The organism is Flavobacterium wongokense (assembly GCF_021608265.1).
Classification (GTDB): domain Bacteria; phylum Bacteroidota; class Bacteroidia; order Flavobacteriales; family Flavobacteriaceae; genus Flavobacterium; species Flavobacterium wongokense.
The window spans coordinates 89,589-113,661 of sequence record NZ_JAKIHP010000001.1 but is presented as its reverse complement, the minus strand read 5'-3'; the positions used below and the strand labels follow the sequence as shown (position 1 = coordinate 113,661).

At 39.6% G+C, this 24,073-nt stretch carries 17 protein-coding genes; 9 read left to right on the top strand and 8 right to left on the bottom strand.

Going from position 1 to position 24,073, the window contains the following annotated elements:
• Positions 1–126 precede the first annotated feature (126 nt).
• The 3 genes from L1S31_RS00500 (at position 127) to L1S31_RS00490 (ending at position 11,305) form a co-directional block, all read left to right on the top strand.
• The gene (locus L1S31_RS00500; protein ID WP_236460273.1) at positions 127–642 is read left to right on the top strand and encodes a hypothetical protein; all 516 of its coding nucleotides are present in this window, start codon (positions 127–129) and stop codon (positions 640–642) included.
• A gap of 15 nt (positions 643–657) precedes the next feature.
• Entirely contained in the window at positions 658–10,383 is a 9,726-nt protein-coding gene (locus L1S31_RS00495) for a T9SS type A sorting domain-containing protein (protein WP_236460270.1), read from the top strand.
• Between the two features lie 73 nt (positions 10,384–10,456).
• Entirely contained in the window at positions 10,457–11,305 is an 849-nt protein-coding gene (locus L1S31_RS00490) for a hypothetical protein (protein WP_236460251.1), read from the top strand.
• Positions 11,306–11,359: 54 nt separating this feature from the next.
• Here the strand turns inward: L1S31_RS00490 and L1S31_RS00485 are convergent, their stop codons facing one another.
• On the bottom strand, positions 11,360–12,322 hold the full coding sequence (locus L1S31_RS00485; RefSeq protein WP_236460243.1) for a TerC family protein: 963 nt from the start codon (positions 12,320–12,322) through the stop codon (positions 11,360–11,362).
• A gap of 196 nt (positions 12,323–12,518) precedes the next feature.
• On the opposite strand from L1S31_RS00485, the gene L1S31_RS00480 reads away from it, so the two are divergent.
• Positions 12,519–14,708 (top strand): glutamine synthetase III family protein, encoded by a 2,190-nt coding sequence (locus L1S31_RS00480; protein WP_236460235.1) that lies wholly within the window; start codon positions 12,519–12,521, stop codon positions 14,706–14,708.
• Positions 14,709–14,778: 70 nt separating this feature from the next.
• Here the strand turns inward: L1S31_RS00480 and L1S31_RS00475 are convergent, their stop codons facing one another.
• On the bottom strand, positions 14,779–16,089 hold the full coding sequence (locus L1S31_RS00475) for a DUF8740 domain-containing protein (RefSeq protein ID WP_236460234.1): 1,311 nt from the start codon (positions 16,087–16,089) through the stop codon (positions 14,779–14,781).
• Position 16,090: 1 nt separating this feature from the next.
• Positions 16,091–16,537: a T9SS type A sorting domain-containing protein gene (locus L1S31_RS00470; RefSeq protein WP_236460233.1), complete on the bottom strand. Its 447-nt coding sequence runs from the start codon at positions 16,535–16,537 to the stop codon at positions 16,091–16,093.
• A gap of 103 nt (positions 16,538–16,640) precedes the next feature.
• Between L1S31_RS00470 and L1S31_RS00465 the strand changes: the two genes are divergently transcribed.
• The 4 genes from L1S31_RS00465 to L1S31_RS00450 are packed head-to-tail and all read left to right on the top strand — an operon-like array spanning position 16,641 to position 20,389.
• Positions 16,641–17,558: an OmpA family protein gene (locus tag L1S31_RS00465; protein ID WP_236460232.1), complete on the top strand. Its 918-nt coding sequence runs from the start codon at positions 16,641–16,643 to the stop codon at positions 17,556–17,558.
• Position 17,559: 1 nt separating this feature from the next.
• Positions 17,560–18,408, top strand: a complete 849-nt coding sequence (locus L1S31_RS00460; RefSeq protein ID WP_236460223.1) for an OmpA family protein — start codon at positions 17,560–17,562, stop codon at positions 18,406–18,408.
• Positions 18,405–19,175, top strand: a complete 771-nt coding sequence (locus tag L1S31_RS00455; protein WP_236460213.1) for an OmpA family protein — start codon at positions 18,405–18,407, stop codon at positions 19,173–19,175. Before L1S31_RS00460 ends, L1S31_RS00455 begins: the two co-directional genes overlap by 4 nt.
• Positions 19,176–19,210: 35 nt before the next feature.
• Positions 19,211–20,389, top strand: a complete 1,179-nt coding sequence (locus L1S31_RS00450; protein WP_236460210.1) for an AIR synthase related protein — start codon at positions 19,211–19,213, stop codon at positions 20,387–20,389.
• Positions 20,390–20,406: 17 nt separating this feature from the next.
• On the opposite strand, the gene L1S31_RS00445 is transcribed toward L1S31_RS00450, so the two are convergent.
• Together L1S31_RS00445 and L1S31_RS00440 are read right to left on the bottom strand one after the other, a co-directional pair.
• The gene (locus L1S31_RS00445) at positions 20,407–20,892 is read right to left on the bottom strand and encodes an SRPBCC family protein (protein ID WP_236460201.1); all 486 of its coding nucleotides are present in this window, start codon (positions 20,890–20,892) and stop codon (positions 20,407–20,409) included.
• A 6-nt stretch (positions 20,893–20,898) separates the two neighbouring features.
• The gene (locus L1S31_RS00440; protein WP_236460200.1) at positions 20,899–21,378 is read right to left on the bottom strand and encodes a DinB family protein; all 480 of its coding nucleotides are present in this window, start codon (positions 21,376–21,378) and stop codon (positions 20,899–20,901) included.
• A gap of 137 nt (positions 21,379–21,515) precedes the next feature.
• Here L1S31_RS00440 and L1S31_RS00435 point away from each other — a divergent pair, with 137 nt between their 5' ends.
• The gene (locus tag L1S31_RS00435) at positions 21,516–22,502 is read left to right on the top strand and encodes a GlxA family transcriptional regulator (protein WP_236460198.1); all 987 of its coding nucleotides are present in this window, start codon (positions 21,516–21,518) and stop codon (positions 22,500–22,502) included.
• On the opposite strand, the gene L1S31_RS00430 is transcribed toward L1S31_RS00435, so the two are convergent.
• The 3 genes from L1S31_RS00430 to ygiD form a co-directional block, all read right to left on the bottom strand.
• On the bottom strand, positions 22,503–22,727 hold the full coding sequence (locus L1S31_RS00430) for a hypothetical protein (protein WP_236460196.1): 225 nt from the start codon (positions 22,725–22,727) through the stop codon (positions 22,503–22,505).
• A 16-nt stretch (positions 22,728–22,743) separates the two neighbouring features.
• Complete coding sequence (locus L1S31_RS00425; protein WP_236460194.1) at positions 22,744–23,142, bottom strand: lysozyme inhibitor LprI family protein; 399 nt, start codon at positions 23,140–23,142, stop codon at positions 22,744–22,746.
• A gap of 81 nt (positions 23,143–23,223) precedes the next feature.
• Positions 23,224–24,054: a 4,5-DOPA-extradiol-dioxygenase gene (gene ygiD, locus L1S31_RS00420; RefSeq protein WP_236460192.1), complete on the bottom strand. Its 831-nt coding sequence runs from the start codon at positions 24,052–24,054 to the stop codon at positions 23,224–23,226.
• Positions 24,055–24,073 lie beyond the last annotated feature (19 nt).

Here is a 24,073-nt window from a genome sequence, read left to right as displayed (position 1 = left end):
TAATCTACCAATTGTCATTCTTAATTAATATTAGAGAATCCAAAGCTCAAAATTCTTTAATATTTTTTCACCGAATACTAAATAGCGCCTATTCATGATGTGGTATAAATTTAATACCTAATCATTATGAAAAACAGTACTTTATTGAATTTTCTGGGATGCTTACACATTCGAGACTACAATTTACTTGTAGAGGAAAACGGCTTTAAAATGGACTTTAGTAGAGCGCACCGCTCACAAGAGCTTACAAGTTCCATTGACTCTGAGAAGAAAAGTAAATTACCAAGCTATCTTTTGCTTGTTTTACTATTTCTATTTACAAACTTTTTATTTGCTCAACAGCCTGCCTGTAATTTGAATGGTGTTTTGGAAGCCAAACGTCTTAGAGACGGAGGATCCAACTTCACTATCAATTCTGAGGTTCTTAGATCTGTTCCTGGAACAATCTACAGATGGGAATTTAAGTCTAATACGTCTGCGGCAAGTTTTGCTACGCAAAATGGCCAGCCAAACATGACTATTAATCCGGGGAATAAAAACGGGAACTTTAATGTAAAGTTAACGGTTATTAATCCGCCAGATTCGAGAGGAGCTAGTAAAACATGTTCTTGTACGAAATCGGTTTCTATCGGTAATCTTTAATTAAAAAACCATTACATGAAAAATTCAACTTTATTCAGTGTAGAAACCAGATTCAAAGATCGTTTCTATTGTTGTATCGAAAGCTGGAAAGGTAATTTTAAATTCCTTTTAGTTTTGATGCTATTTATGGGATCCTTTATTCAAGGAGTCTCTGCACAAGGTACCCTAGTGCCATCCTGTAACCTTATAGGACCACTTGAGGCTTGTGCTGTAGCTGACGCAAATGATACTTCGGGTGATATCCTTATCAATATTGAAGTAGCAAGAAGTGGAGTGCCTGTTATCGGCGTTAATCCACTTACAGGTCTCACAGACGGGACGTTTAATACAAATTTTGCATATTCTTTTCCAAGTAACTCTTCTGGAGCTTTTATTAGAAGCTACGGTCCTGTTACTTACAATGCGTTTACGAATAGAACTACGCAATCTTTGATGGTGTTTCCTGGTTCAGGAACTCCAGAATTCAACTTACAATTAAATGCAACCAATACGACAAGTTCACCATCGACAGTTTGTGAATGTAGTAAATCAGTTTCGATTTCTAAAGTTGCGGTTACATCATCTTACTCACCTATCTTATGTTTTGGTCAAACTTCGACCCTTACAGCGGTAGGTCAATTTTCTGATATAGGTCAGTACACTTACACTCTTTTACCAAGTGGACCTACTAATACAACAGGAGTATTCCCTGGTTTAGCAGGAAGCGAAGCAGGAATCACTTACACCATTGTTTGTGAATCAGCAGAAGGTTGTATTGCTACAACATCTCAAACTATTACTCAACCAGCATACAACCCGGTTGTTTTAACATGCCCACAACCATTTACAACTGCTCCATGTTTAACACAGGATGCGGTTAATACTGCTTTTAATGCATGGTTGGCAACATTTAGTTTTACTGGAGGAACTTCACCAGTTATTACAAGAACTCCAAGCGCGCCTAATGCGCCAAATGCTTGCGGAGGAACTATTACTGTTACATGGAGTGCTACTGAGCGTTGCGCGGTAGAGCCAGTAACTTGTTCAAGTACATTTACTGTACCGACACCGCCAGCGGTTATCGTTAACGGACCGGAAAACAGTACAACAAATGCATGTATCTATGCAAATCAAGATGCAGCTATAGCTGCATTCAATGCTTGGTTAGCTCAGTTTACTGCAACTGGAGGATGTGCACCTGTTGGAAATTATGGACAACCAGTTGCACCACCATTTTGTGGAGGAACAACTACAGTTGTTTACAACGTAACAGACAGATGTTACCCAGGTTCTACAATTACAAGAACTTTCACAATTACACCAGCACCAGCTGTTGTAGTTAACGGACCAGCAAACAGTACTACAAATGCATGTACTTATGCAGATCAGGCAGCAGCGACAGCAGCATTCAATGCTTGGTTAGCTCAGTTCACTGCTACTGGTGGATGTGCACCTGTTGGAAATTATGGACAACCAGTTGCGCCACCATTTTGTGGAGGAACAACTACAGTTGTTTACAATGTAACTGACAGATGTTACCAAGGTTCTACAATTACAAGAACTTTCACAATCACACCAGCACCAGCTGTTAATGTGATAACATCACCAGACAGTACTACAAATGCATGTATCTATGCAAATCAAGATGCAGCGACAGCAGCTTTCAATGCATGGTTAGCAGGATTCTCTGTAAGCGGAGGATGTGCACCAGTTGGAAGTTTTGGAGAAGGTACACCACAGGCACCAGCATATTGTGGAGGAGCAACTACAGTAATTTATACGGTTACTGATAAGTGTTACCAAACTACAACATATACAAGAGTGTTTACAATTACACCAGCACCAGCTGTTGTAGTAAACGGACCTGAAAACAGCACTACAAATGCATGTATCTATGCAGATCAGGCAGCAGCTACGGCAGCATTCAATGCTTGGTTAGCTCAGTTCACTGTAAGTGGAGGATGCGCGCCATCTGGATCTTATGGAGAGCCACAAGCACCAGCTTATTGTGGTGGAACAGTAACAGTTACTTATAATGTTTCTGATAAATGTTACGATGGTTCTTCAATCACTAGAACGTTTACAATCACTCCAGCACCAGCTGTTATCGTAAATGGACCAGTTGACTCAACTACAAACGCATGTATCTATGCAGATCAGGCAGCAGCTACAGCAGCATTCAATGCTTGGTTAGCTCAGTTTACTGTAAGCGGAGGATGTGCACCATCAGGATCTTATGGAGAGCCACAAGCACCAGCTTATTGTGGTGGAACAGTTTCAGTTACTTACAGGGTTTCTGATAGATGCTACGAAGGTTCTTCAATTACAAGAACATTTACAATCACTCCAGCGCCAGCTGTTATTGTAAACGGACCATCAGATGTTACTACAAATGCATGTATCTATGCAGACCAGGCAGCAGCTACTGCAGCATTCAATGCTTGGTTGGCATCATTCACTGTAAGTGGAGGATGTGCACCTGTTGGATCTTACGGACAGCCACAGGCACCAGCTTATTGTGGTGGAACAATTTCAGTTACTTATAATGTTACTGATAAATGTTACGAAGGTTCTTCAATTACAAGAACATTCACAATTACACCAGCACCTGCAGTTGTAATTAATGCACCACAAAGCAATACTACAAATGCTTGTACTTATGCAAACCAAGATGAAGCTACTGCAGCTTTCAATGCATGGTTGGCAGGGTTTACTGTAAGCGGAGGATGTGCACCATCTGGATCTTATGGAGAGCCAGTTGCACCACCTTACTGTGGAGGAACAACAAGTGTTACCTACAGAGTTACTGATAAATGTTATGAAGGAGCTTCAATTACAAGAGTTTTCATCATTACACCAGCTCCGGCTGTTATCGTTAACGGACCAGAAAACAGTACTACAAATGCATGTATCTATGCAGATCAGGCAGCAGCTACGGCAGCATTCAATGCTTGGTTAGCTCAGTTCACTGTAAGCGGAGGATGTGCGCCATCTGGATCTTATGGAGAGCCACAAGCACCAGCTTATTGTGGTGGTACAGTAACAGTTACTTATAATGTTTCTGATAAATGTTACCAAGGTTCTACTATTACTAGAACTTTCACTATAACTCCTGCACCAGCAGTTGTTGTATTACAAGCACAAAACAATACTACAAGTGCATGTATCTATGCAAATCAGGATGCAGCTAACGCAGCATTCACTGCATGGTTAGCAGGATTCTCTGTAAGTGGAGGATGTGCACCAGTAGGAAGCTTCGGAGAAGGTACTCCTTCTGCGCCAGCTTATTGTGGTGGAGCAACAACAGTTACTTATACAGTTACTGATAAATGTTACCAAACTACAACATACACAGCGACATTCACTATTACACCAGCACCAGCTGTTATTGTAAACGGACCAGAAAACAGTACAACAAATGCATGTATCTACGCAGATCAGGCAGCAGCTACTGCAGCATTCAATGCTTGGTTAGCTCAGTTTACTGTAAGTGGAGGATGTGCACCATCTGCATCTTATGGACAACCACAGGCACCAGCATTTTGTGGTGGTACGGTTGAAGTAACTTACAGAGTTTCTGATAAATGTTACGATGGTACTTCAATTACAAGAACATTTACAATTACTGCAGCACCAGCTGTTGTTGTAACATCTGCACAAGATAGTACTTCACCAGCTTGTTCTTATGCAAACCAGGCAGCAGCTGATGCAGCTTTCGCAGCATGGTTAACAGGGTTCTCAGTAAGTGGAGGATGTGCGCCGGTTGGGTCTTATGGACAGCCAACACCACCACCATATTGTGGAGGAACAAGAACAGTTACTTACACAGTTACTGATAAATGTTATGAAACAACAACTCATACAGCAACCTTTACTATTACAGCACCACCTGCTGTTATCGTAACCGGACCAGCTGACAGTACTACATCTGCTAGTGCTTATGCAGATCAGGCAGCAGCAGACGCAGCGTTTGCAGCATGGTTAGCTCAGTTCTCTGTAAGTGGAGGATGTGCTCCATCTGGATCTTATGGTCAGCCATCAGCTCCTTACTATTGTGGAGGAACAGTATCTGTTACTTATACAGTAACTGATAAATGTTATGAAACAACTTCAATTACAAGAACATTTACAATTACACCAGTTAATCCACCGGTGATTAATGCTCCAGAAAGCACTTCTTCAAATGCATGTATCTATGCAGACCAAGCAGCAGCTGACGCAGCATTCGCAGCATGGTTAGCTCAGTTCTCTGTAAGTGGAGGAATTAATCCAGTTGGAAGCTTTGGAGAAGGTACTCCTTCTGCACCACAATATTGTGGAGGAACAACTACAGTTACTTATACAGTTACTGATAGATGTTATGAGCCAATTGTAATTACAAGAACATTTACAATTACTCCAGCACCAGCTGTTGTAGTAAACGGACCAGAAAACAGTACTTCAAACGCATGTACTTATGCAAACCAGGATGCAGCTAATGCAGCATTCACTGCATGGTTAGCTCAGTTCTCTGTAAGTGGAGGATGCGCGCCAGTTGGAGTTCTTTCAATATTAGGAGGATCACCAACAGCACCAATAAATGCACCAGCATATTGCGGTGGTACAGTTTCTGTATCTTACTCAGTTATTGATAAATGTTACCAAGGTTCATTCATCGTTAGAACTTTCACTATCACACCAGCACCAGCTGTTAATGTGACAACTTCACAAGATAGCACTTCAAATGCTTGTACTTATGCAAATCAGGATGCAGCTAATGCAGCATTCACTGCATGGTTAGCAGGATTCTCTGTAAGCGGAGGATGTGCACCAGTTGGAAGTTTCGGAGAAGGTACTCCACAAGCACCAGCATATTGTGGTGGAACAGTGTCTGTTACTTATACAGTAACTGATAAATGTTATGAAACAACGACGTACACTAGAACATTTACTATTACACCAGCACCAGCAGTTTTGGTAAATGGACCAGAAAACAGTACTTCAGCAGCATGTACTTATGCAGATCAGGCAGCAGCTACAGCAGCATTCAACGCTTGGTTGGCTCAGTTCTCTGTAAGTGGAGGATGTGCACCATCTGGATCTTACGGACAGCCACAAGCTCCGGCTTATTGTGGTGGTACAGTTGAAGTAACTTACAGAGTTTCTGATAAATGTTACGATGGTTCTTCAATTACAAGAACATTTACAATTACACCAGCACCAGCTGTTGTAGTAAACGGACCGGAAAATAGTACTGCAAGTGCTTGTTCTTATGCAGATCAGGCAGCAGCTACAGCAGCATTCAACGCTTGGTTAGCTCAATTCTCTGTAAGCGGAGGATGTGCGCCAGTTGGAAGCTTTGGAGAAGGTACACCACAGGCACCAGCTTATTGTGGAGGAACAGTATCTGTAACTTATAGAGTTACTGATAAATGTTACGAAGGATCTTCAATTACAAGAACATTTACAATCACACCAGCACCAGCTGTAGTAGTTAATGTACCTGAAAATAGTACAACAACTGCTTGTTCTTATGCAACTCAAGATGATGCTGTTGCAGCATTCAATACTTGGTTACAAGGATTTACAGTAAGTGGAGGATGTGCACCAATCGGAAGCTTCGGAGAAATAGCTCCAGCTCCAGCACACTGTGGTGGATCAGTAACTGTTACTTATACAGTAACAGATAAATGTTATCAAACTACAACATACACTAGAACATTTACAATCACACCAGCTGCACCAGTTGTTATCAATGCAAATGGTCTGACAACTAGTGCTTGTGCTTACGCAAATCAAGAAGCCTTAAATACTGCATTTGCAGCATGGTTGGCAGGATTTACTGTAAGTGGAGGATGTTCACCAGTTGGAACAGTACAAGGTCAGCCAGTGCCTCCAGCATTGTGTGGTGGTTCTGTTTGTGTTACTTATAATGTTACAGACAACTGTTATACAGGTACAGTAACAGCTATATTTACAATTACACCAGCTCCTGCTGTTGTAGTTAACGGACCAGAAAACAGTACTTCAAATGCATGTACTTATGCAAACCAGGATGCAGCTAATGCAGCATTCACTGCATGGTTAGCAGGATTCACTGTAAGTGGAGGATGTGCACCAGTTGGAAGCTTTGGAGAAGGTACTCCACAGGCGCCAGCATATTGTGGTGGAACAGTAACTGTAACTTATAGAGTTACTGACAGATGTTACGAAGGAGGTACTATTACTAGAACGTTTACAATCACACCAGCACCAGCTGTTGTAGTTAACGGACCAGAAAACAGTACTTCAGCAGCATGTACTTATGCAGATCAGGCAGCAGCTACAGCAGCGTTCAACGCTTGGTTAGCTCAATTCTCTGTAAGCGGAGGATGTGCTCCATCTGGATCTTATGGACAACCACAGGCTCCAGCTTATTGCGGAGGAACAGTATCAGTTACTTATAACGTTACTGATAAATGTTACCAAGGTTCTTCAATCACAAGAACATTTACAATTACACCAGCACCAGCTGTTGTGGTTAACGGTTCTGCAAACTTTACTTCAAATGCATGTGCATATGCAAATCAGGCAGCAGCTACGGCAGCATTCAACGCTTGGTTAGCAGGATTCTCTGTAAGCGGAGGATGTGCTCCAGTTGGAAGTTTTGGTGAAGGAACACCACAAGCACCAGCTTATTGTGGTGGAACTGTAACTGTAACTTATAGAGTTACTGACAAATGTTATGAAGGTTCTACAATTACAAGAACATTTACTATTGGTGCAGCACCAGCAGTTGTATTCAACTGTGGAACTGATGTAACAGTTCCTTCATGCAGCACTCAAGCTCAGGTAAATGCAGCTTGGACAGCATTCTTGGCTTCAACAACTGCTTCTGGCGGATGTAATGGAGTATTGACAAGAACTCCAGCGCAGGCACCATCAATTTGTGGTGGTTCAGCTAGTGTAACTTGGACTTATACTGTAGGTTCATGTGGACAAACTCAATCATGTACAAGAACATTTACTGTAGCAGCTCCTGCTCCGGTAGTGATTACTTGTGGAGAGAATGTAACATTACCAGCATGTAGCACTCAGGCTCAATTAAATGCAGCTTGGACAGCATTCTTAAACTCAACAACTGCAACAGGTGGTTGTGGAGGAGTACTTACAAGAACTTCATGTAGCGCACCATCATTGTGTGGAGGTTATGTAGATGTAACTTGGACTTATACTGTAGCTTCTTGTGGTCCTCAATCAGGATGTGGAAGCACTAATTCAGTACATTGTACAAGAAGATTTACTGTAGCTGCTCCAGCTCAGGTAGCGTTCCATTGTGGAACTAACGTAACTGTACCAGCTTGTAGCACACAAGCACAGGTTGATGCAGCATGGGCAACATTCTTAGCGTCTACTACAGCTAGTGGAGGTTGTGGAGGTGTATTGACAAACAATGCAACTACAGCACCATCTATTTGTGGAGGTTATAAAGATGTAACATGGACTTACACTGTAGCTTCATGTGGTCAACAATCAGGATGTGGAAGCACCAACACTGTAACATGTACTAAGAGATTTACAGTAGCAGCACCATCTCAAGTGGTATTCAACTGTGGAACTAACGTAACTGTTGCAGCATGTAGTACACAAGCTCAAATCAATACAGCTTGGAATGCATTCTTAAACTCTACTACTGCTAGTGGTGGATGTGGAGGTGTATTAACAAGATCTAATGCTACTGTACCACCAGCTTGTGGAGGTTATGTAGATGTGACTTGGACTTATACAGTTGCTTCTTGTGGAACTCAGTCAGGTTGTGGTGCTAATAACCAGTTAACTTGTACTAAGAGATTTACTGTAGCTGCATCTACACCAGTTGTATTCAACTGTGGAACAGATGTAACTATCCCAGCATGTAGCTCACAAACTCAGGTAAATAATGCTTGGTATGCATTCTTAGCTTCTACTACTGCAAGTGGTGGATGTAATGGAGTGTTCTCAAGAACATCAGCTTCTACACCATCATCATGTGGTGGATCTGTAAATGTTACCTGGACTTATACTTCTACAGCATGTGGAGGACAAACTTCAACTCAATCTTGTACAAGAACGTTTACTGTAACTCCACCGGCACCGGTAGTTCTTACAGCAAACAACTTTACATTGCCAGCATGTAGCACTCAGGCTCAATTGAACGCAGCATGGACAGCGTTCTTGAACTCGCCTACTGCAACAGGTGGTTGTGGAGGAGTATTAACAAGATCATCTTGTAGTGCGCCATCATTATGTGGTGGATATGTAGACGTGACTTGGACTTATACAGTAGGATCATGTGGTCAACAATCAGGTTGTGGAACTTCAAATTCACAGTCAATTACCAGAAGATTTACTGTTGCAGCTCCAGCTCCAATTACTTTCAGCGCTGGAAGCAATGTAACTGTACCAGCATGTAGTACTCAAGCAGAATTGACTGCAGCTTGGAACGCGTTCTTAGCTTCAACTACTGTAACAGGTGGATGTGGTACTACATTAACAAGAACTCAATGTAGTGCACCAGCATTATGCGGAGGATATGTAGATGTTACTTGGACTGCTACTACAGCTTCTTGTGGACAACAGTCAGGATGTGGAAGTACAAATTCACAATCTATCACTAGAAGATTCAGAGTAGAAGCTCCATCTCAAGTTGTGTTCAACTGTGGAAGCAATGTAACAGTTGCTGCAAACAGCACTCAGGCTCAGATTACTGCTGCTTGGAATGCATTCTTGAATTCAACTACCGCAGACGGTGGATGTAATGGAACATTGACAAGAACTTCTCCAGCTATGCCAACTACATGTGGACAATATGCAGATGTAACTTGGACTTACACAGTAGGTTCTTGTGGTCAGCAGTCAGGTTGTGGAAGCAGCAATAATATGACATGTACTAAGAGATTTACTATCGGTGGTGGTTCAACATCAGTTACTATCAATGTTAACAATGTAACACTTCCATCTTGTAAAACTCAGGCACAGGTTAATGCTGCATGGGCATCATTCCTTACTTCGGCTACTGTAAGTGGTGGAAACGGAACGTTGACAAACAATGGTGCATCTCGTACAATTCCATCAGCTTGTGGTGGTTATGCAGATGTTACTTGGACTTACACCGGAGGTGGTTGTGGACAAACTGTTGTTACTTGTGGTGGTCAGACTACTACTGTTAGTGGAACTTACACAGTAACCAGAAGATTTACAGTTACCGCAGGTGGTGGTGTAGATGTTGCAGGTCCATCTAATGTGACTTATGCAAACACTCACTTCAATAGCCAATATGCACTTAACGTAGCGTTCAATGCATGGTTATGCCAGTTTACAACTGTAAGTTCAGGATGTAGTTCAACTGCAGTATTTAGTGGAGACAACAGAGTAGCACCAAGCTGGACTTACGGAGGTACAGTAAGAGTTACTTATAGCATTACAGGTAACTGTAATTCAGATAGCGTTTGTGCAACATTCACTGTTACAAGAGGTGCTGATTGTAAAATCGAAGCTCCAGTAACTGAAGTTAAAAATCCTATGATTGTTAAAGCTTATCCTAATCCATTTAGCGAAAACTTTAACTTAGATATGACAACTTCAAGTGAAAGCAAAGTAGCAGTAGCTATCTATGATATGACTGGAAAATTAATCGAACAACGTGAGGTTAATGCAGATGAAGTATCAGGATTACAAGTAGGAGATCGTTACCCTTCAGGAGTTTACAATGTAATTGTAACTCAAGGAAGTGAAGTGAAAACTTTAAGAGTAATTAAAAGATAATTAATTAAATAAGAGGAGATAAAGCCCTTCGCATAATTGAAGGGCTTTTGAAACCTTTTTAAACACAAATATTATGAAAAAAAGAATTCTTATTAGTTTTATACTAACAGTTATGTTGGGAATGACATCTGCTTATAGCCAAAGTCAAGGTTGTGCAGGTCAATTCACAACATTCACTCAAGGTGGATACGGTACAGAATGCCATGGAGGTAATCCAGGATGTTATAGAGATGCACACTTTGCTTCAGCTTTCCCTAATGGGGTAGTGATTGGATGTGTAGCTGGTAATACTCTTACCTTTACGTCATCGGCAGCTATTGCTGCTTACTTGCCAGCAGGAACAGGCCCAGCGGTACTTACAAGTAGTGCTGTAAATCCAACTAACACTAGAGGAGTTTTATCTTCTCAAATACTTGCACTTACTCTATCAGTAGGTTTTGATGCTGCAGATCCAAATTTTTCTGCAAGCAACACGAGTTTAGGTTCGTTGATTATTGCGTCTGGACCATTTGCCGGAACTAGTATATCAGCATTTTTGCAAATAGCAAACAATGTTCTTGGAGGTTGTTCTAATGCATACACGCCATCAGCAATTAACGCAGTAGCTACTGCTCTTAACGAAAATTTTGATGATGGTAATACTGATAATGGTTATGTTAGTTGTAATAGAGATATTGTACTTAACATTACAGTTGGGGCAAATCCTAACGTATGTGAAACAGGTAACGGTTTAGTTACTATCACAATCAATGGAGGAACACCAGGTTACGAGCTTAAAATTTACAAAAACAATGTTTTAATTTCAGTTGTTAATACAAATAACGCTGTTGCGTATTTGAATAACTTAGGAACAGGAAACTTCTCAGTTACTTGTACTGACAGTTTAGGAAACACTGGAACAGGAACTTGGGTTATAAATTAAACCTTAACCAATAATAAAAAGAAAGCCATCTAGTTTTAGATGGCTTTTTTTATTTTAGATTTCTTCGTCTGGAGATTTTTTTTCAGGTGCTTTCAGGATGGAAACCACGATGCCTACGATAAGAGATAAAGCAATGAAACTTAAGGATACCCATTCCGGGAATTTATAATAATCAACAATCAACATTTTAATTCCCACGAAAGATAAAATAGCAATCAGGCTATACTCTAAATGATTGAATTTTTCCAACATATTGGCCAAAAAGAAATACATCGAACGCAATCCGAGTATGGCAAAAATATTCGAGCTAAAAACCAAAAACGGATCAGATGTTATCGCCAATATCGCCGGAACGCTATCCAGGGCAAAAAGCATATCCATTACCTCAATTACCAATAAGGCAACAAAAAGAGGCGTCGCATGATTTACATTGTCAATCTTTGTAAAGAAATTCTCTTTCTCAGTATGGGTTGTAATTGGAATAATCCTGCCAATAATTCTATAGATTAAAGATCCTTTAGGGTCAAAGTCTTCTTCATCCTTTTTAGCTAGCATTTTAACAGCTGTAAACAACAAAAATGCTCCAAACAAATAAGTCATCCAGCTGAATTTGTTGATCAATATTACACCGAAGTAAATCATCAATCCTCTAAAAACTATAGCGCCTAATATTCCCCAGAATAAAACCCTATGCTGGTATTTACGTGATATTTTAAAGGATGCAAAAATAACAGCAATAATAAAAATGTTATCAACGCTTAACGATAGTTCTATCAAATACCCGGTAATGTACTTTATGGTGGCCTCTGAAGGTTTAATGCCAGTTGGATTCTCGATGAATTTATTGCCGTACAGCCAATTTACAACTCCGGAAAATGCGAAGGAAAGCGTAACCCAAACTCCGGTCCAGATTCCGGCTTCTTTCGAACTAATAACATGTGGATTTTTATTAAAAACACCCAAATCCAGAGCCAAAAAGATAAAAATTAGTGCTAAGAATAAACCCCAAACAATCATGATGTATAGTTTTGATATTACAAATATAACAGATTGAAAACTTAGACGTCGTGATTTTAACTTATTAATAAATATTTGTTAAAAACTAATATTTTAAATTTTAACCCTATAAAAAAAGGGGTTAAATTATTTTTAAAACAAAATATTGCTATATTTGCATCAAATTAATAGGGTATAACACTAAAAATTAAAATCTATGTCAACTTTACGTTTCCAAGCATTAAAAGATGCATCAGGTAGAAAACCGGTAAAATTTGAAGAAGCCGGAAGAAAATCAGACCTTTTCGGTTCCAATGTGTTTAATGACAAAGCAATGAAGCAGTTTTTAACTTCAGATGCTTACAAAGGAGTGAAAGATGCGGTCCAACACGGAACAAAAATTGACAGAAAGCTTGCAGATTATATCGCAATGGGAATGAAGGAATGGGCTTTGTCAAAAGGAGTAACCCATTACACACACTGGTTCCAGCCATTAACAGGTACAACTGCCGAAAAACACGATGCGTTTTTTGAGACATCATACGATGGCTCAGATGCTGTGGAAAAATTTGGAGGTGGCCAATTAGTGCAACAAGAACCCGATGCATCGTCTTTCCCGAATGGTGGAATTCGAAATACATTCGAAGCTCGTGGTTATACAGCCTGGGATCCAACTTCTCCGGCATTTATCTTCGGGACAACTTTGTGCATTCCTACGGTTTTCATCTCTTATACCGGTGAAGCCTTAGATTACAAAACTCCTCTTTTGCGTGCATTGAATGCCGTGGACGAAGCTGCAACTGATGTTTGTAAATACTTCGATAAAAACGTTAAGAAAGTAACGGCAACTTTAGGTTGGGAACAGGAATACTTCCTTGTTGATGCTGCTTTGGCAAATTCACGTCCCGACTTAGTAATGACAGGAAGAACTCTATTGGGGCACACTTCTGCAAAAGGACAACAATTGGATGATCATTATTTTGGTTCTATTCCGTCACGTGCCTTGAATTATATGAGAGAGTTGGAAGAAGAGTGCATGTTGCTTGGAATTCCGGTAAAAACGCGTCACAACGAGGTGGCTCCAAATCAATTTGAGCTGGCTCCAATTTTTGAAGAAACCAATTTGGCAGTTGACCATAATTCATTACTAATGGATGTAATGTCGAAAGTAGGGGAACGCCACGATTTTAAAGTGCTATTCCATGAAAAACCATTTCAAGGTGTAAATGGTTCTGGGAAACACAATAACTGGTCGTTGGCTACAGATACAGGAGTGAATTTATTATCTCCAAGCAAAACACCAATGAGCAATTTACAGTTCCTGTCATTTTTCATCAACACCATAAAAGCTGTTAATGAATATGAAGAATTGCTTCGCGCTGCCATTGCAACGGCAAGTAACGATCATAGGTTAGGGGCAAATGAAGCGCCACCAGCAATTATTTCTGTATTTATCGGAGAGCAATTGACCAAGGTTTTGGCAGAATTGGAAGGAGTTTCCAAAGGAAAATTATCTCCGGAAGAAAAAACCGATTTAAAACTAAACGTAGTGGGTAAAATCCCAGATGTAATGTTGGATAATACCGACCGAAACAGGACTTCTCCATTTGCATTTACCGGAAATAAATTCGAATTCCGTGCTGTTGGTTCCTCTGCAAACTGCGCTAACGCAATGACAACCTTAAATTCTATCGTTGCCAAACAATTAAAGGATTTCAAGAAAGAAGTGGATACCTTAATTGAAAAGAAAGATTTAAAGAAAGATGAGGCAATTTTCAACGTCTTGAGAGAATACATCAAAGATACCAAAAACATCCTTTTCGAAGGTGATGGGTATAGCGAAGCTTGGGAGAAGGAAGCTAAAAAACGCGGATTGAGCAATCATAAAACTACGCCAACAGCCTTGAAAGCTAAAATCTCTAAAAAAGCATTGGAGTTGTTCGAAGACTTAAATGTAATGAACCACGTTGAGGTAGAAGCACGTTACGAAATCGAATTGGAAGAATACACCAAAAAAATCCAAATCGAAGGACGAGTTTTGGGAGACATTGCACGTAACCACGTAATCCCAACAGCAATCCGTTATCAAAATACCTTAATTGAAAATGTACGCGGATTAAAGGAAATCTTTGGAAAAGACTTCGAGAAAATCGCTAAAGAGCAAATCTCGTTAATCAAGGAAATTTCAGCTCATATCGAAGGAATCAATTCGAATGTAGAAGCAATGACCGAAGCACGTAAAAAAGCCAATGCTTTGACTGATGCCCAAAAAATGGCAGAGTCTTACTGTGATAAAGTAAAGCCTTACTTTGATATCATCCGTGAGCACTGTGATAAGTTAGAGCTTTTGGTTGATGATGAAGTTTGGACATTGACCAAATACAGAGAATTGCTATTTACCAGATAATTATAATTAGTAGCCTCAAATAAAAAATCCCGCTCATTGAGCGGGATTTTTGTTTCTATCAATATAATTTTTATTGAATGGTATAAGTCATTGTTCCGAAATCTACCGTTATGGTATGGCTTCCGATGGTCACCGGAATATTGTTCCCTCCTAGTACTAAACTTCCTGCAGTCCCACCATAGGAATTATTCCAGCTAAGTTGTGTAGCGAATTTGATATCGCTGGCAGCAGTGAAATTATATACAATTCTATAAATTCCCGGAGATAAATTGGTCATCTGGATAGCCGTTGCAGGATTCCAGCTTTGGAAAGCTCCAAAGAGATAACAGTTTCCTGGAAGCGGAGCCGAAACAGTATAATTAGCACTTCCATCAAAATTGATGGTTAATCTATACTGGTAATCAGTATTTTGTATTGCCATGATTGTAGCTCCACCTGGTTCAACAGAACCATCTGCTAAATTATCGCCATAATATTGTCCGTCAATTTCAAATCGGATTTCGCCATAATCGGAATTAGCATAGAAATAATTTCCAGTTGTATTATACTGCATAGTTGTATTAAGACTACCATTTTGATTTAGTCTCACATTAATTGATGAGATGCTATAGCTAGTGTCACTACCACAAGTAATTTTATAAAATCCGTTAGAAGGAATTGTGTATGGTGAGCCATTTAATACCAACCCACCATTTGCGCCACCACTAAATCCGTAAACAACGTTGGTGTTTTGTGCAGCCAGAAGCTTAATTTGTGCACCTGCAGTAAAATATTTATAACCGGTAAAAGTACCCCATTGCTCATTCATATGTAATGCAGTCGAAGCATTCCAGCTATTGAAGGTTCCATATAAATATAAATCAGAAGGTGAATTACTTGCCTGGCTTGATGTAGGCAATGATAATTCTCCATCGTCATTTACAGTCAATTGATACGGCGTTCCGTCTGGTGAAACCAAAGTAATCCCTTCGCCAGGGGAAGTTACCAAACTGTCAGCGGCCAAAGCATAAGGAACCGAAAGCAATTGGGTTGTACCAACCAAAGCATAGGTTGTTCCACCAGTTGCGTCCATTTCAACTTTTAGGAATTTGGAATTTGTTCCCCAGTTGATGGTGTTGAATGCACCTGAAACTAAAGTTCCCTGTCCAATGGTAAGGTTGAATAGCCCTTGAGCATTGGTTAATTTTAAATGTGTTTCAGAATATAAAACCGTTCCGGATGTTGAAACATCAAGGATTGAAAGTCTCACTCTTACGTTCGAACTCACAACCGGAGTTCCCGAACCGTTTAAGGCAATTGCCTGATAAGAAATCCCTTGTGGAACCTGCGCTGAGGTTAAAAAGGTGATGAAAAGTACCGATAATAGTAATAGTTTCTTCATATTAATGTTTGATTATTTTAAATGACTTAATGTTTTTGTTTGCAAATTGAATTAAATAAACTCCGGTAGAAAGCTCGGATAAATCCAATGCCTTATCAGCCGTAATTTGTTTTTGGGCAACCAATTGCCCGGTTAGATTGAAAATTGACAGCTTTTCATCTACCAGATTAGCGTCTGTCTGGAAATAAATCACAGACATTGTTGGGTTAGGATAAACAGTGATTCTTTCACTAAGTTCCAATTCTTTAACTTCCAACTGTGTTTGGGTAAGGATTCCAATCAGACCCGAATTCGATTGGGTTTGATTTTGCGGAATAACTACAATTTCTCCAATGGACACCGAAGAACTTGCGGCAATTACACTACCCGAATTCACAGTTTGAATCAATGTTTGCGAACTTGCCGAAACACCAACAATCAAAAATGTAAATAGTAATAATTGTTTCATACTTAAAAATTTAGGTTCCAAATGTAAACTATTTCTACTAATAATGGTGTTGTTTTTGATAAGTCAAAACAATTTTTACGTAACTTTCGTTATATTTTGAGATATGAAAACCTACTATATCCTTATTTTCTGTTTGATTTCAATGGCAAACTGCCGTGCCCAGCTCCAATTTGCAGTCTATTTTGACAGTAATAAATTTGATTTGACCGCAAAGGAAAATGCAAAACTCAACACCTGGATTGCCGAAAACAAAAACAATAAAATTGTCGCAATCCACGGATTTACAGATGAAGACGGAACCAACGGCTTCAATGATACTTTAGCCCAAAAAAGAGTGAATTATATTTTCAATCTGGTTAAAAGCCAAATCAGGATTCGTGAAGATTTCAAAACGCGAAGTTTTGGCGAAAGTTTTGTCCAGTCAAAAAATAAGGCAGAAAACCGAAGGGTAATTATTTATTACATCCTCGAAAAAGACCTGGCTCGTGAAGATGAAATCCTGGGCATCAAAAAAGAACCCATAAAAGAGGAACCAACCCGAGGCGCAGCCGAACGGAGCGAAGCTAAACCCGAGATAGAATATCCCGAAAAATTAGTCTTTGAAAATCCCAACGGAACGAAATCGGAATACAAGCTGGACCGCGTTTTTATGAAGCAGATAGAACATGCCAAAGCCGGAGAAAAACTCAAAATCGAAAACCTGAATTTTGTTGTAAATACGTTTGCTGTTGTTCCGGAATCGCGTGCAAAAATGTATGAGCTGTTGGTGGTTCTTCAAAGTAATCCAGGCCTTAAAATAGAAATACAAGGGCATTTATGCTGCCAACCTATAGACCGATTGGATTTGTCAACGCAACGCGCCAAAGCCATTTATAATTTTTTGGTAGCCAATGATGTGTACCGCGGAAGGCTTTCCTATAAAGGTTTTGGAAGCACAAATCCCATTTATCCATTGCCCGAAAAAGATGAAAAAGAACGCGCAGCCAACCGAAGGGTTGAAATATTAATTGTAGAAAATTAAGATGCGGAACAATCTTTTGATTTATGCCTTGTTGTTGTCAATAGGATGTTTTAGTCAAAATAAACTCGAGGTTTTTTTTGATTTTAATAGTGATTCCCCAAATGAGGCATCACAAATTAAAGTCAATGACTGGATGAAAAAGAACAATACTGTTGAGATTACCAAAATCTATGGTTATTGTGACACTGTAGATGATAGTAAGTACAATAAGGATCTGGCGATGCGAAGAGTCAATTCGATGCTAGGCTATTTCAAAAAGGAAAATTTTCCTGTTGCTGCGGTTGTTGAGTTAAAGTCATTTGGAAAAGATTTTAAACATTCCAAAAATCAAAACGAAAACCGCAAAGTTGAGGTTTATTACAATGCGATAAAAGATAAAAAGCAGGCGCAGGCCAATGATGGAAATGTTATTGTAAAGGATTTTGAATACAAACCACTTCCGGAAGCAGTTGAAGAAGAAAGAGCGTCGCTGGAAAGTAAATTTAGAAAATCGAAAGTTGGTGATTTGATTAGGATAAACAACATTAGTTTCCATTTTAATTCAGAAAAACTAATGGAGGAATCGCTTCCGCTGCTGGAAGAACTGTATATGATCATGGTTGAAAACCCAGCATTGGTAATCCAAATTAACGGGCACATTTGCTGTAACCAGAATCCGAACGATACCAAATTGTCTTATAGAAGGGCATTGGTAATCCATAAATTCCTCACAAGTAGAGGGATTCAGGTGAATAGATTGGCTTTCAAAGGGTATGGAAGCAATGACCCAATATACCGGCTGCCTGAAAAAAATGAAAAAGAACGCGCAGCCAATCGCAGGGTTGAAATTTTAATTGTAGCAAAACGATGAAGCTAAAAATCGTCATATTATTTTTTCTAATCTCCTTCAAATCATTTGGACAGAAACAGGTTGAGGTTTTTTTTGATTTCAACAAGGATTTCCCAAACCAAACATCAATTCTCGAAATCAACGAATGGATTGCCAACAATAAGAATTCCGAAATTATAAAGCTATTGGGCTATTGCGACAGTGTTGATACTAAAAATTACAATAAAAAATTAGCCGAAAGACGCATCGAAAATGTCCATGTCCTACTGGAAAAAAGCGGTTTGAAATTCAGCAAGGATTTAGAGAAGGTTGCTTTTGGTAAAGAATTCAAGCAATCCAAAATCCAGGCAGAAAATAGAAAAGTAACCATCTTTTATAAAGAACCTTTGGTAATTCCTGTCGAAAGTGAATTGACCAAAAAGATAAAGGAATCCAAAGTGGGCGAACATATTACGCTTCCCAATATTTATTTCTTCAACAATTCGGCACGAATCGTACCGAAATCCGATCCAACGCTGATTGACCTTCGTTGCGCGATGGAAGAGAACCCTAAACTTAAGATTGAGATCCAGGGGCATATCTGCTGCCAAACCAAAGGCGATGTAGCCGATGTTTCGACAGCGCGTGCACGTGCAATTTACAGTTACCTGCTGCGCAACAAAATCGATAGGAAGCGAATGACTTTTAAAGGATTTGCCAATACAAGGCCCATTCATCCAATCCCGGAAAAAACACCACAGGAAGAAGACGAAAACCGTCGCGTTGAAATTCTGATTGTAGAGAAATAAATTTTATCTTTGCCGCACACAACTAACTACTACACATGAGCTCTGATAACAGTCAACGTTACAATCTTCGTGGGGTTTCGGCTTCAAAGGAAGATGTCCACAACGCTATTAAAAACATCGACAAAGGTTTATTTCCAAAAGCTTTCTGCAAAATTGTCCCTGATTACTTAACGAATGATGAGGATTACTGCCTTATCATGCACGCTGACGGTGCGGGAACCAAATCGTCTTTGGCTTATTTGTACTGGAAGGAAACCGGAGATATTTCGGTTTGGAAAGGCATTGCGCAGGATGCATTGATTATGAATATTGACGATTTGCTTTGCGTGGGCGCGACTGATAACATCATGCTTTCTTCAACGATTGGCAGGAACAAAAACCTGATTCCGGGTGAAGTGCTATCTGCAATCATCAACGGAACCGAAGAATTGATAACCGAATTGAAATCTTTTGGCGTAACCATTCATTCTACTGGTGGCGAAACTGCAGATGTTGGCGATTTAGTGCGGACGATTATCGTAGATTCGACGGTTACAGCCCGAATGAAACGCAGTGAGGTCGTAGACAATGCCAATATAAAAGCTGGAGATGTGATTGTAGGTTTGGCTTCTTTTGGCCAGGCCAAATATGAGAAAAGCTATAACGGCGGAATGGGAAGCAATGGTTTGACCTCGGCGCGCCATGATGTTTTTGCCAAATATTTAGCCAATAAGTATCCGGAAAGTTTTGACAGTTCGGTTCCAACAGATTTGGTTTATTCGGGAAATGTAAAACTGACCGATGAAGTTGAAAATTCTCCGATTGATGCCGGAAAATTGGTACTGTCTCCAACACGGACTTACGCGCCAATCATCAAGGCTGTTTTAGATAAATACACTCCGAAAGACATTCACGGAATGGTGCATTGTTCTGGTGGCGCCCAAACCAAAGTGCTGCATTTTGTAGATAATGTCCATGTCATCAAAGACAATCTATTTCCGGTACCACCATTATTCAAACTGATCCAGGAACAATCTAAAACCGATTGGAAGGAAATGTACCAGGTTTTCAATTGCGGCCACCGAATGGAATTATACGTTCCAAGCGAAATAGCTAATGATATCATTGAAATCTCAAAATCATTTGGTGTTGATGCCCAAATTGTGGGAAGGGTTGAAGCCTCTGAAAACAAAAAACTCACTATTGCTAGTGAGTTTGGAAAATTTGAGTATTAATACTAATTAGAACCACTTTATTTTCCAGAAAGCTTTTTCTCGGTTTCAGTCCGCGCTGTGTCTTTAGCATTTGGCATTCCTTTTCCGGTTTCAATGAGGCTTTTTAAACTGGTTTGTATGTAATAGGTCCAGCCATCATTACAGGCTTTGTAACATTCATTTTGCGGAGTCAAGCCAACATGCGTCATCTGAAGCTGCGTTTTATCGCCAACTTTAGTGATTTCAAAAATTACCTTGTCATCGGTCCATTCCTTATCATCTTCTATGAAACTGAAATAATTTTCCAATACATGCCAAACGATAACTTCATTTGGAATTACTTCAATTAACTTCATTTTACAACGATGCATGTCTTCATAATGATAATTGAAAACATCATTAATTTTACTGGTGTTGCCCTCAATTTCTTCTGACCACCATCCGCGGACGTTGGTAACAGCATCAAAAACTTCTGCCGGAGTCTTATCTACGATTATTGTAGAGGTGAAATCTGTTGTTGTCATGGGTTTTTATTTAAGTAATACTAATTGTCCGCTATGGTATTGAAGATGCGAAGTCCTTGTAATGATGATATTCAGTTTATTGCGATGTGGTTCATTAGCGAAATCTTCGGAAGAAACTGCAGTATGCTTTGCAAACCATTCTTCTGTAGTTAAGTTAGCAAATTTTTGGTTTAGTGCCTCATTCTGTTTATTCCAAAAACTTCTCAGTTCTGATGCTGAAGGGAGTTGACTTACTGCCTTGTCCGGAGATTTTATAAAAGGTTCATTCAATTGCGGATACATTTTTTCACCCATATCCAACAATATCAGCATGTCATCATGCACGGCGATAAGGTGTCCCAATAAATAAATGCCTCGGTTTTTACCTGGTGCTATTTCCTTTTGTAATTGCTCGTCGCTAAGCGAATCTAGTATTTTGTTGAAATTGGTAATAGATCCGTCCCAACGGTCGAGCACCATTTTGATTATAATTTGATTTGTGTCCATTTGTTTGTTTTTTAAATGATTAATAATGTTTGATGCAAATGTATTGTCTAAATTACACTTAAATACTGTGTAAAATAGACATTGTAATGGGTTGATTTGGACATTGTTATTGTTTATCTTTGATAAAATTATTTATCATGAAACATCTATCAGTATTAGTTCCTGTAGGACACAGTAAAATAAGCAGTATCGTCTGCACTTATAAGGTTTTCAATTTTGCCAACGCCTATTGGAAATCGATTCATGGGGAAGATTTGTTCAAGATTCAACTGGTTGGAATTTCAGATACAGTAGAATTCCATAATGGCGTATTTATGGTCAAGCCACACACCAATATTACTGAAGTTACCAAAACCAACCTTATTATAATTGGAGCCTTGGATAATTATGATTATCAATTTTCCATTCAGCAAAACCAACCCATTCTTGACTGGATAACAAAGCAGTATGGACAAGGTGCCGAAGTGGCTTCTATGTGCACAGGCGCTTTTCTTTTGGCGGCGACAGGTTTACTCGATGGAAAAAGCTGTTCGACCCATTGGGCTGCAGACAATACATTCCGGACGATGTTTCCGAAAGTCAATTTACAGACTGACAAGCTTATTACAGATGAGAACGGTATTTACACCAATGGCGGTGCATTTTCACTACTGAATTTGATTGTCTATCTGATTGAGAAATATTACGATAGGGAAACGGCGATTTATTGTGCCAAACTTTGCCAGATTGAAATCGACCGCAACACCCAGTCACCTTTTACGATATTTACCGGGCAAAAGTCGCATAACGATGTTATGGTGCAGGAGGCTCAGGCTTATATAGAAAATAACCTGCAGGAAAAAATTTCAATGGAACACCTTGCTGATAAATTTTCGGTGGGAAGGCGTAATTTTGACAGAAGGTTTATCAAAGCAACCGGAAACACCCCTTTGGAATATTCGCAACGCGTAAAAATTGAATCGGCAAAAAAGGCCTTTGAAACCAGCAGGAAAACCATCAACGAAGTGATGTACGAAGTAGGTTATGCTGATGTCAAAGCTTTTCGGGAAGTATTTCGCAAAATTACAGGAATGTCCCCTATAGAATACAAAAACAGGTATAACAAGGATTTGGTTTTAAATTAATTAAGGCTTCTTTGCCCTCATCGTATAGATTCCGCCCGCAAAAAGCAAAATGGCGGCTCCAACATACATAAAACCTTCCTGTTTCCCTGATTCGTCTGAAGCATTAATCTTCAGACCAAGGAAATTGATTTCTTTAGTGCTGTCAGCAATCTTATTCAGCCCAATATAACCAGCCATTATAGCGACTATAATCAATAAGGCTCCTATGAGTTTAGTTGCATTCATATCGTTTGATTTTAAATTATCTAGTTTTTACTGAACCGGCACATACATCACCCTCTTCAACCCTTAGAAGCCATACGTTGAGTTCTTTAGTTCTTTTTCTGGTAAGGTCAGTAATGTAATTGTACCAGCACATTTGGTGGGAAGTGGCATAAGTGCCTGAGCCTCTGTTGGGATATTTTACCAGCATCTCGGCATCGCGGAATGCAATCCAGATTTTTTGTGATTTCTTGAGGTTTCTGATAAACTCTGCATCGGATTGGTATCCTTTGAGTATCCTGTTGTAAACCGTATTGAGTTCAGCATCCGCTTTTTTATAATTGGCGTATGCCTTTTCATTAAGCTGCGTTTGGGTTTGTGCAAATGATATGCTGACAAATGAGAGCACAAATAAAAGGAAGTAGCATTTTGTTTTCATTATCGTTTTGTTTAGATAATAAAATTAGTAAAATGCAACCCCTAAAGCTTTACAGTATTTCCCCTGAGATTTATAGGATTATCAACCAATCCTTACTGAAGTCATGCTCAGGCTTCCCGCAAGTAATTTATCATTGAATAAGGAAAGCTCTTCATTTTTTTGTTTGAGTGCCAAAGTATAAATCAAGGGTAGGTAATGATCTGGCGATGGAACGGCGAGCTTTATGGCAGAAGATTGTTTCTCGTAATCAATAAGCGACTGAAAATCGCCCTGTAGAAGATAATTGTTTAATACGCTTCGGGCTTCAATGGCCCAGTCATAGCCATAATCATCTTTATGGAAATTCTGAAAATCAACCAATCTGAGGTTGTGCACGATATTGCCACTACCAATAATCAGAATTCCTTTTTCGCGGAGTTTGCTTAGTTTTTGTGCCAAATCAAAATGATATTGAGCCGGCTTTGTGTAATCAATGCTCAGTTGGATTACAGGAATGTCGGCGTTGGGATACAAATGCCTTAAAACCGACCACGCACCATGGTCCAATCCCCATTTTTCATCAAGTTCCACCAAAGCGGGTTCTAAGAGATGTTGAGTAATTTCAGCCAGTTCCGGACTTCCTTTTGCGGGATATTGCACCTCGTATAGCGGTTTGGGAAATCCACCAAAATCATGGATGGTTTGTGGCATTTCCATGGCAGTAACTTTGGTACCGTTGGTAAACCAATGCGCAGATATGCAAATTATTGCTGTAGGTTTGGGTAGTGTTTTGGCGACATTCCTAAAACCTGTAACAAACTCATTTTCCTCAATGGCGTTCATCGGGCTGCCGTGTCCAAGGAATAACAAGGGCATTCGTTCCGAATTGTGTAAACTGTCTGAAAATTGCTTTAGGTTGTTGAGGTTTTGCATAACGTAAATTTAATCAATC

What these genes read in the sequence shown, in the direction of transcription:
- L1S31_RS00460 (WP_236460223.1), top strand. Translation starts at nt 17,560, where the DNA reads ATGCGGAACAATCTTTTGATTTATGCCTTGTTGTTGTCAATAGGATGT.
- L1S31_RS00455 (WP_236460213.1), top strand. Translation starts at nt 18,405, where the DNA reads ATGAAGCTAAAAATCGTCATATTATTTTTTCTAATCTCCTTCAAATCA.
- ygiD (WP_236460192.1), bottom strand. Translation starts at nt 24,054, where the DNA reads ATGCAAAACCTCAACAACCTAAAGCAATTTTCAGACAGTTTACACAAT.
- L1S31_RS00450 (WP_236460210.1), top strand. Translation starts at nt 19,211, where the DNA reads ATGAGCTCTGATAACAGTCAACGTTACAATCTTCGTGGGGTTTCGGCT.
- L1S31_RS00440 (WP_236460200.1), bottom strand. Translation starts at nt 21,378, where the DNA reads ATGGACACAAATCAAATTATAATCAAAATGGTGCTCGACCGTTGGGAC.
- L1S31_RS00495 (WP_236460270.1), top strand. Translation starts at nt 658, where the DNA reads ATGAAAAATTCAACTTTATTCAGTGTAGAAACCAGATTCAAAGATCGT.
- L1S31_RS00470 (WP_236460233.1), bottom strand. Translation starts at nt 16,537, where the DNA reads ATGAAACAATTATTACTATTTACATTTTTGATTGTTGGTGTTTCGGCA.
- L1S31_RS00490 (WP_236460251.1), top strand. Translation starts at nt 10,457, where the DNA reads ATGAAAAAAAGAATTCTTATTAGTTTTATACTAACAGTTATGTTGGGA.
- L1S31_RS00465 (WP_236460232.1), top strand. Translation starts at nt 16,641, where the DNA reads ATGAAAACCTACTATATCCTTATTTTCTGTTTGATTTCAATGGCAAAC.
- L1S31_RS00425 (WP_236460194.1), bottom strand. Translation starts at nt 23,142, where the DNA reads ATGAAAACAAAATGCTACTTCCTTTTATTTGTGCTCTCATTTGTCAGC.
- L1S31_RS00430 (WP_236460196.1), bottom strand. Translation starts at nt 22,727, where the DNA reads ATGAATGCAACTAAACTCATAGGAGCCTTATTGATTATAGTCGCTATA.
- L1S31_RS00445 (WP_236460201.1), bottom strand. Translation starts at nt 20,892, where the DNA reads ATGACAACAACAGATTTCACCTCTACAATAATCGTAGATAAGACTCCG.
- L1S31_RS00480 (WP_236460235.1), top strand. Translation starts at nt 12,519, where the DNA reads ATGTCAACTTTACGTTTCCAAGCATTAAAAGATGCATCAGGTAGAAAA.
- L1S31_RS00500 (WP_236460273.1), top strand. Translation starts at nt 127, where the DNA reads ATGAAAAACAGTACTTTATTGAATTTTCTGGGATGCTTACACATTCGA.
- L1S31_RS00435 (WP_236460198.1), top strand. Translation starts at nt 21,516, where the DNA reads ATGAAACATCTATCAGTATTAGTTCCTGTAGGACACAGTAAAATAAGC.
- L1S31_RS00475 (WP_236460234.1), bottom strand. Translation starts at nt 16,089, where the DNA reads ATGAAGAAACTATTACTATTATCGGTACTTTTCATCACCTTTTTAACC.
- L1S31_RS00485 (WP_236460243.1), bottom strand. Translation starts at nt 12,322, where the DNA reads ATGATTGTTTGGGGTTTATTCTTAGCACTAATTTTTATCTTTTTGGCT.